This is a genomic window from Achromobacter insolitus (genome assembly GCF_002209555.1).
Taxonomy (GTDB): Bacteria; Pseudomonadota; Gammaproteobacteria; order Burkholderiales; family Burkholderiaceae_B; genus Achromobacter; species Achromobacter insolitus.
In genome coordinates this window covers 482,872-495,667 of the sequence record NZ_NJIF01000001.1, presented here as the reverse complement: position 1 = coordinate 495,667, position 12,796 = coordinate 482,872, and the positions used below count along the sequence as shown (strand labels likewise).

12 protein-coding genes are annotated in these 12,796 nt (G+C 64.3%); 9 read left to right on the top strand and 3 right to left on the bottom strand.

Annotated features, from left to right (window positions below):
- Window positions 1-9: 9 nt before the first annotated feature.
- A complete protein-coding gene (locus CEY08_RS02180; protein ID WP_088607573.1) occupies window positions 10-870 on the bottom strand; it encodes an NAD-dependent epimerase/dehydratase family protein in 861 nt (286 codons plus the stop codon).
- A gap of 75 nt (window positions 871-945) precedes the next feature.
- Window positions 946-2,592, bottom strand: a complete 1,647-nt coding sequence (locus CEY08_RS02175) for an electron transfer flavoprotein-ubiquinone oxidoreductase (protein WP_042792423.1) — start codon at window positions 2,590-2,592, stop codon at window positions 946-948.
- 113 nt (window positions 2,593-2,705) lie between these two features.
- Between CEY08_RS02175 and CEY08_RS02170 the strand changes: the two genes are divergently transcribed.
- The 3 genes from CEY08_RS02170 to CEY08_RS02160 all read left to right on the top strand — a co-directional run bounded on the left by CEY08_RS02170 (window position 2,706) and on the right by CEY08_RS02160 (window position 4,715).
- A complete protein-coding gene (locus tag CEY08_RS02170) occupies window positions 2,706-3,155 on the top strand; it encodes an acyl-CoA thioesterase (protein ID WP_042792425.1) in 450 nt (149 codons plus the stop codon).
- 196 nt (window positions 3,156-3,351) lie between these two features.
- A complete protein-coding gene (locus CEY08_RS02165; RefSeq protein WP_076815792.1) occupies window positions 3,352-4,050 on the top strand; it encodes a CoA transferase subunit A in 699 nt (232 codons plus the stop codon).
- A gap of 11 nt (window positions 4,051-4,061) precedes the next feature.
- Window positions 4,062-4,715 (top strand): CoA transferase subunit B, encoded by a 654-nt coding sequence (locus CEY08_RS02160; RefSeq protein WP_042792427.1) that lies wholly within the window; start codon window positions 4,062-4,064, stop codon window positions 4,713-4,715.
- Window positions 4,716-4,760: 45 nt separating this feature from the next.
- Here CEY08_RS02160 and CEY08_RS02155 read toward each other — a convergent pair whose 3' ends face one another.
- Complete coding sequence (locus CEY08_RS02155; protein ID WP_076815790.1) at window positions 4,761-5,219, bottom strand: GNAT family N-acetyltransferase; 459 nt, start codon at window positions 5,217-5,219, stop codon at window positions 4,761-4,763.
- Window positions 5,220-5,435: 216 nt separating this feature from the next.
- Between CEY08_RS02155 and CEY08_RS02150 the strand changes: the two genes are divergently transcribed.
- The 6 genes from CEY08_RS02150 (at window position 5,436) to gsiD (ending at window position 12,756) form a co-directional block, all read left to right on the top strand.
- Window positions 5,436-6,311 carry a MurR/RpiR family transcriptional regulator gene (locus tag CEY08_RS02150; RefSeq protein ID WP_042792429.1) on the top strand — a complete coding sequence of 292 codons (876 nt, stop codon included), beginning with the start codon at window positions 5,436-5,438 and terminating at the stop codon, window positions 6,309-6,311.
- Window positions 6,308-7,288, top strand: coding sequence for an isoaspartyl peptidase/L-asparaginase family protein (locus tag CEY08_RS02145; RefSeq protein ID WP_042792430.1), 981 nt, complete (start codon window positions 6,308-6,310; stop codon window positions 7,286-7,288). The genes CEY08_RS02150 and CEY08_RS02145 overlap by 4 nt, the downstream gene beginning before the upstream one ends.
- 44 nt (window positions 7,289-7,332) lie before the next feature.
- Window positions 7,333-9,219, top strand: coding sequence for a dipeptide ABC transporter ATP-binding protein (locus CEY08_RS02140; protein WP_076815788.1), 1,887 nt, complete (start codon window positions 7,333-7,335; stop codon window positions 9,217-9,219).
- A 66-nt stretch (window positions 9,220-9,285) separates the two neighbouring features.
- Window positions 9,286-10,839, top strand: coding sequence for a glutathione ABC transporter substrate-binding protein GsiB (gene gsiB, locus CEY08_RS02135; RefSeq protein WP_042792432.1), 1,554 nt, complete (start codon window positions 9,286-9,288; stop codon window positions 10,837-10,839).
- An 89-nt stretch (window positions 10,840-10,928) separates the two neighbouring features.
- Complete coding sequence (gsiC, locus tag CEY08_RS02130) at window positions 10,929-11,849, top strand: glutathione ABC transporter permease GsiC (protein ID WP_042792433.1); 921 nt, start codon at window positions 10,929-10,931, stop codon at window positions 11,847-11,849.
- A 7-nt stretch (window positions 11,850-11,856) separates the two neighbouring features.
- Window positions 11,857-12,756 (top strand): glutathione ABC transporter permease GsiD, encoded by a 900-nt coding sequence (gsiD, locus tag CEY08_RS02125; protein ID WP_042792434.1) that lies wholly within the window; start codon window positions 11,857-11,859, stop codon window positions 12,754-12,756.
- Window positions 12,757-12,796: the final 40 nt, after the last annotated feature.

The following is a 12,796-nucleotide window of genomic DNA, read 5'->3' as shown; positions in this document are numbered from 1 at the left end:
CGCGTCGAACTATGCCTGCGGCACGTCCGCGCCATCGGATGCCGCGAGCAGCGCGGCATAACCCATCCGCGAGTCCGGCCATTGCAGGACGAAGCCGGTGGCGCGCAGTCGGGCGTTGCTGAGCTTCTTGCTGCCGACATTCGCAGGCGCCGGGGCTTCGGGAGGCGCGGGCGCGCCGATGAGGCCGGCCAGTTCGGCGTATAGCTCATGCAGGGGCAGAGGCGTATCGTCGCAGCCAATGTAAACCGGCGCTACGTCCTCGAGCAGCGCGAGGTGGACGACGGCCGCGGCGGCGTCGTCGATGTGAATGCGGTTGGCCCAGTGCGCGGGGGAGGCCGGCGCGCCGGCCGCGCCACGACGCAGGCGGTCGATCAATTGCAGGCGTCCGGGGCCATACAGGCCCGCCAACCGCAAGGCGGTGGACGGCAGGCCGCGCGCGGCCAGCGCAGTTTCCGCCTCGAGCAGCAGCCGGCCATTGACGCCCAGCGGCGCGGGTGGCGTGTCCTCGTCGACCCAGCCGCCTTCGTGTTCTCCGTAGACCGCACTGGAGGAGACGAACACGACGCGTTTGAGGTGCGAGCGATCCAGCGCGTCCAGTACATGCTTCATGCCGTCGACGAACACCGCGCGGTAGGCGCCGGCCTCGCGCGCGCCGGGCGCGGGCAGATGGATCAGGCGGGTGACGCCCTGGGGCAGGGTGGGCAGGGTGTCGCTGCGGGAGATATCGCCTTGCAGCCAGAGAATGCCGTCCGCGCCGCCTGCCGGGGGATTGCGCCGTAGCGCAATGACTTCGTCGCCACGTGCCAGGAAGCGCCGGGCTACCCGCTGACCCAGGTCGCCGCAGCCGATGAGAAGTACGCGTTCGGTCATGGAATGGTCCTGCCTGTCGAAAAAAAAGCGCCCCGCGGGGCGCCTTTGATGGCCGGGCGCTGGCGTCCGGTCGAATTACATGCCGCTGTAGACGGGGCCTTCGCCGCCTTGCGGGGCCACCCAGACGATGTTCTGGGTCGGGTCCTTGATGTCGCAGGTCTTGCAGTGCACGCAGTTCTGCGCGTTGATCTGCAGGCGGTCCTCGCCGTGGTCGTCCTTGACGAATTCGTACACGCCCGCCGGGCAGTAGCGCGATTCCGGACCGCCGTACTTCGCCAGGTTGACCTGCACGGGGATGGACGGATCCTTCAGTGTCAGGTGGATGGGCTCGTTTTCTTCATGGTTGGTGTTCGAGATGAACACCGAGCTGAGCTTGTCGAAGGTGAGCTTGCCGTCGGGCTTGGGGTAGTCGATGCGCGCGCACTGCGATGCCGGTTGCAGACAGGCATGGTCGGGCTTGTTGTGGCGCAGGGTCCAGGGCATCTTGCCCTTGAGCAGCAACTGTTCGACGCCGGTCATCACGGTGGCGATGGTGCGGCCCTTCTTGAACCACTGCTTGAAGTTGCGCGCCTTGTTCAGTTCGGCATGAAGCCAGGATGCCTCGAATGCAGCGGGGTAGGCGGCCAACTCGTCCTGGCGGCGATCCGCGAGCAGGGCATCGAAGGCTGCTTCGGCGGCCAGCTTGCCGGACTTGATGGCGGCGTGGCTGCCCTTGATGCGGGAGGCGTTGAGGAAGCCGGCCTCGCAGCCAACCAGCACGCCGCCCGGGAAGGTCAGCTTGGGCAGGGCCAGCAGCCCGCCCGCCGTAATGGCGCGCGCGCCGTAGGCGATGCGCTTGCCGCCTTCGAAGGTGCCGCGGATGGCGGGGTGCGTCTTGTAGCGCTGGAACTCGTCGAAGGGCGACAGCCAGGGATTGGCGTAATCCAGGCCCACGATCATGCCCACAGCCACCAGATTGTTGTCCAGGTGGTAGAGGAACGAGCCGCCGTAGGTGTCGGCATCCAGCGGCCAGCCGGCGGTATGGATGACCAGGCCTGGCTTGGACTGGGCCGGATCGACTTCCCACATTTCCTTGATGCCGATGCCGTAGGACTGCGGATTGCGGCCATCGTCCAGCTTGTAGCGTTCGATCAGTTGGCGGCCCAGCTGGCCGCGCGCGCCTTCGGCGAACACGGTGTAGCGGGCATGCAGTTCCATGCCGGGCTGGTAGTGGTCGGTATGCGAGCCGTCGCGGGCCACGCCCATGTCGCCCGTGGCCACGCCGCGGACGGCGCCATTTTCGTCGTACAGCAGCTCCACGGCCGCAAAGCCGGGGAAAATGTCCACGCCCAGCGCCTCGGCCTGTTCGCCCATCCACTTCACCACGTCGCCCAGGCGGACGATGTAGTTGCCTTCGTTGTGGAAACAGGGAGGAAGCAGCCAGTTGGGCGTGGTGCGGGCGCCGGTCTCGGACAGGAACATGAACTTGTCATGCGTGACCGGCACGTTCAGCGGGGCGCCTTTTTCTTTCCAGTCGGGGATGAGCTCGGTCAGCGCCAGCGGGTCCATGACAGCGCCGGACAGGATGTGCGCACCCAGTTCCGCGCCTTTCTCAAGTACGCAGACGCCGATTTCCTGATTCTTTTCAGCGGCCAGCTGCTTAAGACGGATAGCAGTGGACAGGCCGGCGGGTCCACCGCCAACCACGACCACGTCATATTCCATCGACTCGCGTTCAGACATTTGCAAAGCTCCCCGTATGTATTCCATATTTGGCTGGAAGTATTATCGGCGATTGTATTGCAGGCGGAGGCCATGTATGCCTTCGTATTTCTTTTAGCCATCAGGAGTAATTGGTGAACCCGGACAAAACGTCTGCGCGGACTCTGGCCGTGGGAGATACCCATCAGGTTGAATTGCCTTTGCGGTGGGGCGACTCCGACGCCCTGAATCATCTGAATAACGCGATGTATTTCCGGCTCATGGAAGAGGCCCGGATACAGATCCTCTATGGCGCAGGCTTCGCGCTGCCCTCCGACCAGGGCCTCATCCTGGCGCATGCGTCATGCGATTTCCTGCGTCCCTTGACCTATCCCGCCACGGTGCGCGTGACGCACAAGCTCACGCGCCTGGGCCGCTCGAGCGCGGAATTCGAGTTGCTGCTGGAGAAAACGGGTGATGCGGGCGGTCCTTATGCCCGTGCGCGCAACGTGCTAGTCTGGATGGACTATGTGGCCAATGCGTCCGCCCCGTGGCCGCAAGAGGTGCTGTCCAAGCTGGGTGCCATGTTCAAGCCCGCGGCTTGAACAGGCGCGATGGACGGCCCGGCCAAAATAGCGCGTGCTTTGGCCGGGCATGCCGGTAAAATCTAGCGCAAAATCAAAAAAAGCAATAAGGGCGCGCCACCCACGGCGCCAGCCGTCACAGGGCCCCCCACGGAGCTTCTGGAACGGCGCCGGCAGCCGCGCCCTCTTCAGTTGACCTTAACTAGGAGTTGGAGCGATGGACAAGGTTTTTGCAAGCGCCCAGGAGGCGCTGGCAGGCATCGTCAAGGACGGCCAGATGATCGCCGTGGGCGGTTTCGGCCTTTGCGGTATTCCGGAGGCCCTGATCGCCGCATTGCGCGATTCGGGCGTCAAGGACCTCACTTGCATCAGCAACAATGCGGGCGTCGACGGCTTCGGCCTCGGCCAGCTGCTCAACACGCGTCAGGTCCGCAAGATGATCGCGTCCTATGTGGGCGAGAACAAGGAATTCGAGCGCCAGTACCTGTCTGGCGAACTCGAGCTTGAGTTCACGCCCCAGGGCACGCTGGCCGAGAAGCTGCGCGCCGGCGGCGCCGGTATTCCGGCCTTCTTCACCCGCACCGGCGTGGGCACCATCGTGGCCGACGGCAAGGAAATCCGCGAGTTCGACGGCCAGCAGTACGTGATGGAGCGTTCGCTGGTGCCCGACGTTTCGCTGGTCAAGGCGCACATCGCCGACCGCAGCGGCAATCTGGTGTTCCGCAAGACCGCCCGCAACTTCAATCCGAACGTCGCCATGGCGGGCAAGTTCACGGTGGTCGAAGTCGAGGAAATCGTTGATACCGGCAGCCTGGAACCCGATCAGATCCATCTGCCCGGCATCTATGTGCATCGGATCGTGCTGAACGCCACGCCCGAAAAGCGCATCGAACAACGCACCACTCGCCCGGCCTAAGGAGAACAGACATGGCATGGTCCCGCGATGAAATGGCGGCGCGCGCCGCGCGCGAACTGCAAGACGGCTTTTATGTGAACCTGGGCATCGGCTTGCCGACCCTGGTGGCCAACCATGTGCCCAAGGGCATGGAAGTGTGGCTGCAATCCGAAAACGGCCTGTTGGGCATCGGCCCGTTCCCCACCGACGATGAAGTCGACGCCGACCTCATCAACGCCGGCAAGCAGACGGTCACGACGCTGCCTGGCTCCTCGATCTTCTCGTCGGCGGATTCGTTCGCGATGATCCGCGGCGGCAAGATCAACCTGGCCATCCTGGGCGCCATGCAGGTGTCCGAAAAAGGCGATCTGGCCAACTGGATGATCCCGGGCAAGATGGTCAAGGGCATGGGCGGCGCCATGGACCTGGTGGCGGGCGTGGGCCGCGTCGTGGTCCTGATGGAACACGTGGCCAAGAAGAAGGACGGCACCGAAGACATCAAGCTGCTGGCCGAATGCAACCTGCCGCTGACGGGCGTGGGCGTGGTCGATCTGATCATCACAGACCTGGGCGTGATGGAAGTCACCGAAAACGGCCTCAAGCTGCTGGAAACGGCGCCTGGCGTGACGGTGGACGAGATCAAGTCCAAGACGCAGGCCAAGCTGGACGTATCGGCGGTTCGGTAATCCGCCTGCCGCCCCAATCAAAAACGCCCCTGCAAGGGGCGTTTTTCATGCGCTTTCGTCAAGCCGCATCCCTATGTGCGGGATGCCGTCCTCGATGTATTCCTCGGTGACCTGCACGAATCCGTGTCCGCCGTAGTAATTGCGCAGGCGGGCCTGCGCGCCCAGGTACATGGCGCGGCCGGGCCAGCGCTGGCGCACTTCCTGCATCGCGCGGCGGATCAGCGCATGGCCCAGGCCCTGGCCGCGCGTCCAGGGCACGGTGATGACGCGCCCGATCTCGATCTGGCCGTCCTTCAGCGACGGATCGAGGATGCGGCAATAGGCCGCGAGCTTGCCGTCCTGCCAAGCCATCAAGTGAGCGGTCTGGCCGATCAGGTCCTTGCCATCCATGTCCTGGAAGATGCAATTCTGTTCAATCACAAAGACTTCCGTTCGCAGCCGCAGGATGGCGTAGATCTCATTGATGGTCAGTTCCTGGTGCGGCTTGCAGATCCAATCGGGCATGGCGTCTTTCCGGTGTGGCGGGAGTAGAGCCCCGGGGCGGGAGCCCGCTGGAGGGCCCTTCGGGTCGGGGCTTAGCGTAACGCAAACCGGCCCCGTTTTATTTGATGCACTGTTACATTTATTCAAGGGTATACCCTTGGTATGAAAATCTATTTTCTTCTCTAAAATTTGTTTGTAAACAGATTTACATAAACTCCCGCTACACCTCCCCACTCGATGACCAAGGCCGCACTTACGATTGCTGACCGGATCGCCCGGGCCCAGCCCGCGCTGAGCCGCACTCAGCACAAGATGGCCGAGTACGTGCTGGCGCACCAATTCCGGGCCGCCACCATGACCATCGATGAGTTCGCCGCCGCGGTCGGGGTGTCGGTGGCCTCCGCCAATCGCTTCGCGCGCGCCCTGGACCTGCCGGGCTATCCGCAGTTCCGCGCCGAGCTGGCGCGCGGCTTCGAGGCGGCGCTTGAGCCCGTGGAAAAGCTGCGTACCGAATTGGCGCACTCCGCCAGCGCCGTGCAGATCTTCGCCGCTACGCTGGAAGAAGATATCCGCAACGCGCAGCGCAATCTGCAATCGCTGGACGCGGCGGCCTGCGAGCAGGCGGTGGATGCCATCTTGTCCGCGGACCGCGTTTTCATTATCGGTTTCGGCGCCAGTGGCTTTCTGGCGGGTCTGTTGCAGCGTGGCCTTTGCATGCATCTGCATTCCGTCGAATCGCTGGCAGGCCCAGGCGGCGTGTCGCACGCGGCACGCCAGATGGCCCGCATGACGGCCAAGGACCTGGTGATTGCGATCGGCTTTCCCCGGTACCTGGCGGACACCGTGACCCTGGCCGGCGCGGCCAAGCAGGCTGGCGTGCCCGTACTGGTGCTGACCGACAAGCCCACGTCTCCGTTGGCGCCCACGGCCTCCGTGGTGTTGTACGCGTACTCCGCGCGCCAGTTGAGTCCCAATTCCGAAACCGCCGCCCTGGGGCTGATCGAAGCCCTGTCGGCTGCGGTGGCCTATCGGGCCAAGAATTCCGTCGCGGCCGCCGCTGGGGTGACCCAGTCCGTCATGCCGTGGCTCATCCATGGAGTAGGTAAACGATGATTCAACCCGTGATCGCGATTCACGGTGGCGCCGGCGCGATGTCCCGCGCGGCCATGTCGCCCGAAAAAGAACAGGAGTACCTGAGCGCGCTGGAGTCCATCCTGAGCGCCGGCCAGGCTGTGCTGGCCAAGGGCGGCAGCGCCCTGGACGCCGTGACCGAAGCCGTCCGCCTGCTGGAAGACTGTCCGCTGTTCAATGCCGGCCATGGCGCCGTTTTCACCAGCGCGGCCACGCATGAACTGGACGCCGCCATCATGGACGGCGCCACGCTGCGCTCGGGCGCCATCGCTGGCGTGCACCGTGTGCGCAATCCGGTTTTCGCCGCGCGCAAGGTCATGGAAAACAGCAAGCACGTGTTTTTCGTAGGGGAGGGCGCCGAAGCCTTCGCCAAGGAAGAAGGCGTGGAGCTGGTTGATCCGTCCTATTTCTCCACGGAAGCCCGTCGCGAGCAGTTGCTGCGTGTACAGCGCGAGACCCCGGAAGCCGCGGTCCTGGACCACGACGGCCAGGCCCTGGTCGCGCGCGGCCAGCCCGCGCCGGCGGATCCGCTGGACTCGGACAAGAAATTCGGCACGGTGGGTGCTGTTGCGGTGGACGCCCAGGGCAATCTGGCCGCGGCCACTTCGACCGGCGGCATCACCAACAAGCAGGTCGGCCGCGTGGGCGACGCGCCGCTGATCGGCGCCGGCACCTATGCCAGCAACAAGACCTGCGCGGTGTCCACGACCGGCACCGGCGAAATGTTCATCCGCATGGTCGCCGCCTATGACGTGGCGGCCCAGATGGAATATTGCGGCGCGTCGCTGGAAGCGGCCGCCGACCGCGTCGTGCATGAAAAGCTGCCCACCATTGGCGGCAAGGGCGGCCTGGTGGCCGTCGACGCCCAGGGCAATGTGGCCTTGCCGTTCAACACGGAAGGCATGTATCGGGGTTACGCCCGCGTCGGCGAGAAGCCGGTCACCGCTATCTACCGATAAGCGGCGGCGGGTTCGTTTTTTCAGTATTTGGGGAATCAAAAGAGATGGTTGATCGCGCAAACAGCCTGGCGCTGCCGGAAAACCGCGTGGTCCAGGTCGACGACCTGACAGTGCGCTTCGTGGGATCGGAGCGCACGGTCGAAGCCGTGCGCAATCTGTCGTTCCATGTGGACCGGGGCGAAACCCTGGCCATCGTGGGCGAATCGGGTTCGGGCAAATCGGTGACGTCCCTGGCGCTCATGCGTCTGGTGGAGCATGGCGGCGGGCGCATCGCCCAGGGCAGCATGGCCTTGCGGCGGCGCAACGGCTCCGTGATCGACTTGGTGGGATCCAGCCAACGCGAAATGCGCAATGTGCGCGGCGCGGACATGGCCATGATCTTCCAGGAGCCGATGACCTCCCTGAACCCGGTCTTCACCGCCGGCGACCAGATCGCCGAATCGATCCGCCAGCACCAGGGCAAGGACGCCGCCGCGGCGCGCGCCGAGGCGCTGCGCATGCTGGAGCAGGTCCGCATTCCGGAAGCCAGGTCGGTGCTGGACCGCTACCCGCACCAGTTGTCGGGCGGCATGCGCCAGCGCGTGATGATCGCCATGGCGCTGGCCTGCAAGCCCGCGCTGCTGATCGCCGACGAGCCCACCACCGCGCTGGACGTCACCATCCAGGCGCAGATCCTGCAGCTGATTCGCCAGTTGCAGGAAGAAATGCACATGGGTGTGGTGTTCATCACCCACGACATGGGCGTGGTCGCGGAAGTGGCCGATCGCGTGCTGGTCATGTACCGCGGCGATAAGGTCGAGGAAGGTCCCTCCGACCAGGTGTTCGCCGCGCCGCAGCACAGCTATACCAAGGCGCTGCTGTCGGCCGTGCCGAAGCTGGGCGCCATGCAGGGCACGGACCTGCCCGCGCGCTTTCCGCTGCTGCAGGCCGAAGGCCAGGCCCAGCCCGAGGCCGCAGCCGCTCCCGTCAGCGCGCCCACTGCCCCGGACGCCAATCGCGAGCCCATCCTGAGCGTGCGCAAGCTGGTCACCCGCTTCGATCTGCGTGGCGGCATCATGAGCCGTGTGCAGCGCCGCGTGCATGCCGTGGAGCAGGTCAGCTTCGACCTGTATCCCGGTGAAACGCTGTCGCTGGTGGGCGAATCCGGTTGCGGCAAGTCCACCACCGGCCGTTCGCTGCTGCGCCTGGTCGACAGCCAGGGCGGCGAGATCCGCTTCGGTGGCCGCGACATCGTGCGTCTGAAGAACACCGAACTGCAATCCCTGCGCCGCGACATCCAGTTCGTGTTCCAGGACCCGTTCGCCTCGCTGGACCCGCGCGTGACGGTCGGCTTTTCCATCATGGAGCCGCTGCTGGTGCACGGCGTGGCCAAAGGCCGCGATGCCGAGCGCCGCGTGGCCGAACTGCTGGAGCGCGTGGGCCTGCCGGCGGAAATGGCGCAGCGCTATCCGCACGAATTCTCGGGCGGCCAGCGCCAGCGTATCTGCATTGCGCGCGCCCTGGCCCTGAATCCCAAGGTCGTGATCGCGGACGAATCCGTGTCGGCGCTGGACGTGTCGATCCAGGCCCAGATCGTGAACCTGCTGATCGACCTGCAACGCGACATGGGCATTTCCTTCCTGTTCATTTCGCATGACATGGCCGTGGTCGAGCGTGTCAGCCACCGCGTCGCCGTCATGTACCTGGGCCAGATCGTGGAGATCGGCCCACGCCGCGCCATTTTCGAGAATCCGCAGCACCCTTACACCAAGAAGCTGATGTCCGCCGTGCCGATCGCCGATCCGGCCCGCCGCCACATGAAGCGCACGCTGTTGTCCGACGAAATCCCCAGCCCCATCCGCAAGCTCGGCGACGAGCCGGTGGTGCAGCCGCTGGTGCAGGTCGGAACGGATCACTTCGTCGCCCGTCATCCGGTCGGCGGAGCGTATTGAGTCAGTCGTCGTACTTGTTTTTCTTCCACCAAACCCCCTAATTCCTTTTTGGAACCAGGAGTTGCAATGATGAAAGTTCTGCGCCCCACCAAACTGATGGCCGCCGCTGCGCTGGCCTTCGGCGTGATCGCGTCGCCGCTGGCGCATGCCGCCAAGGACGTGACGTTCGCCGTCTCCATCGCGCTGGAAACGCTCGATCCGTACAACACCAACAGCACGCTGAACCAGGCGGCCGGCAAGGCCTACTACGAAGGCCTGTTCGAGTTCGACAAGGATCTGAAGGTCCAGAAGGTCCTGGCGACCGACTACACCGTCAGCGAAGACGGCCTGGTCTACACCTTCAAGCTGCGTCCCGGCGTGAAGTTCCATGACGGCACCGATTTCAACGCCGAAGCCGTCAAGATCAACTTCGACCGCCCGGCCAATCCGGACAACCGCCTGTCGCGCTACATCCAGTTCAGCGTCATCGACAAGACCGAAGTGGTTGACCCGATGACCGTCAAGATCACGCTGAAGAAGCCGTTCTCGGCCTTCATCAACGCGCTGGCCCACCCGGCCGCCATGATGATCTCGCCCGCCGCGCTGGCCAAGTACGGCAAGGAAATCGGCTTCCACCCCGTGGGTACCGGTCCCTTCGAATTCGTCGAATGGAAGCCGGCCGAATACCTGAAGGTCAAGAAGTTCGACGGCTACTGGAAGAAGGGCTACCCCAAGGTCGACACCCTGACTTTCCGCACCGTGACGGACAACAATACCCGCGCCGCCGTGGTGCAGACGGGTGAAGCGCAGTTCGCCTTCCCGGTGCCGTTCGAGCAGGCCGCCGTGCTGAAGAAGAACGACAAGCTGGACGTGGTCGATCACCAGAACTCGATCATGGCGCGCTACCTGTCGATGAACACGCAGCAAAAGCCGTTCGACAACGTCAAGGTGCGTGAAGCCATCAACTACGCCATCAACAAGGAAGCCCTGGCCAAGGTCGCTTTCTCGGGCTATGCCACCATCGTCGACGGCGTCGTGCCGCAAGGCGTGGACTACGCGCACAAGACCGGCCCGTGGCCGTACGACATCAAGAAGGCCAAGGCCCTGCTGGCAGAAGCCGGCTACCCCAACGGCTTCGAAAGCCAGCTGTGGTCCGCCTATAACGATGGCACCTCGGTGAAGGTGGTCCAATTCCTGCAGCAGCAACTGGCGCAAGTCGGCATCAAGGTGTCGGTCGAAGTGCTGGAGTCGGGTCAGCGCGTGCAGCGCGTCCAGCAGGTGCAGAAGCCTGAGGACGCCAAGGTCCGCATGTACTACGCCGGCTGGTCGTCCTCGACCGGCGAAGCCGACTGGGGCCTGCGTCCGCTGCTGACCACCGCTGCATTCCCGCCGGTGCTCAACAACGTGTCGTACTACTCGAACAAGTCGGTGGACGAAGGCATCCAGCAAGCCCTGGCCACGACCGACCGCGCCAAGAAGACCGAGATCTACAAGAACGTTCAGGAAACCATCTGGAAGGACGCCCCGTGGGCCTTCCTGGTGACCCAGAACAACCTGTACGTGAAGTCGAAGAACCTGTCGGGCGTGTACGTTGAGCCGGATACCTCGTTCTGGTTCGGCGACATCGATCTGAAGCAGTAAATCTGGCAGTAACTCTCGGGGCCTGCGCGCCCCTGTAAGGCCACATACGGCGGGGACGCGGTGTCCCCGCCGATGTTGCAGGAATTTCAATGCTGACCTACATCGTCAAACGTCTTCTGGGCATGATCCCCACGCTGCTGCTGGTAGCCGTGGTCGTGTTCCTGTTTGTGCACATGCTTCCGGGCGACCCGGCGCGACTGGCCGCGGGCCAGGAAGCCGACCAGCAAACCGTCGAGCTCGTGCGCAAGGAACTTGGACTGGATCTGCCCCTGCCGCAGCAGTTCGTGCGCTATTTCAGCCACATGCTGCAAGGCGACCTGGGTACCTCGCTGCGTACCAAGCGCCCCGTCTCGACCGAAATCGCCGACCGCTTCATGCCCACCCTTTGGCTCACGATAGCCAGCATGGTGTGGTCCGTGGTCTTCGGCATGGTTATCGGCATCGTGTCGGCGGTATGGCGCAATCGCTGGCCCGACCGTCTCGGCATGACGCTGGCGGTGTCCGGCATCTCGTTCCCCGCGTTCGCGCTGGGCATGATGCTGATGCAGATCTTTTCCGTGAATCTGGGCTGGCTGCCTACCGTGGGCGCCTCGACCTGGCAACACTACATTCTTCCGTCCATCACGCTGGGCGCCGCAGTGGCTGCCGTGATGGCGCGTTTCACCCGCGCCTCCTTCGTGGAGGTCGTGCAGGAAGACTTCGTGCGCACCGCCCGCGCCAAGGGGCTGTCCGAGCGCCGCGTCGTCATCAAGCATGCGCTGCGCAACGCGCTGATTCCCGTCGTCACCATGATGGGCCTGCAGTTCGGCTTCCTGCTGGGCGGCTCCATTGTGGTCGAAACGGTCTTCAACTGGCCCGGCCTCGGCCGTCTGCTGGTGGACGCCGTGACCCAGCGCGACTATCCGGTGATCCAGGGCCTGGTGCTGCTGTTCTCGCTGGAATTCATCCTGATCAACCTGATTGTCGACGTGCTCTATGGCGTCATCAATCCCAGCATCCGTTACAAGTGAGGCGGCCATGAGCAATACGACACCCGCCGCGACCATCGCCGCCGCTCCCAAGAGCGACGTGCGCACGCCCGCCACCGAGTTCTGGCGCAAATTCAAGAAGCAGAAGCTCGCCGTCGGCGCGGGCATCTTCGTCCTGCTGCTGGTCGTCGTCGCGATCTTCGCGCCGTGGATCGTGCCGTTCGACCCGGAGAACTTCTTCGACTACGACGCACTGAACGCCGGACCCTCCGCGACCCACTGGCTGGGCGTGGACTCGCTGGGCCGCGACATCTTCAGCCGCATCATCATGGGCGCGCGCATTTCGCTGGCCGCGGGTTTCCTGTCGGTTGCCATGGGCGCCATCGTCGGCACCTTCATGGGCCTGATGGCAGGCTATTACGAAGGCTGGTGGGAACGCATCACGATGCGTATCTCCGACGTGCTGCTGGCGTTCCCCGGCATGCTGCTGGCCATTGGCGTGGTTGCCATCCTGGGCTCCAGCATGGTCAACGTGATCGTGGCAGTGGCCGTGTTCAGCGTGCCGGCGTTTGCCCGCCTGGTGCGCGGCAACACCCTGTCGATCAAGCAGATGACCTACGTCGAGGCCGTCAAGAGCGTGGGCGCGTCCGATTGGACCATCATCATGCGCCATATACTGCCCGGCACGATCTCGCCCATCGTTGTGTACGGCACGATGCGTATCGGCACCTCCATCATCACCGCGGCCAGCCTGTCGTTCCTGGGCATGGGTGCGTCGCCTCCCACGCCTGAATGGGGCGCGATGCTGAACGAAGCGCGCGCCGACATGGTGATCGCTCCGCACGTGGCCATCTTCCCGGCGCTGGCGATCTTCCTGACGGTGCTGGCGTTCAACCTGCTGGGCGACGGCCTGCGCGACGCGCTCGATCCCAAGATCGATCGCAAGTAATCCTGCCGCCGGCCCTTCTCGGAAGGCCGGCGTGGAGGGC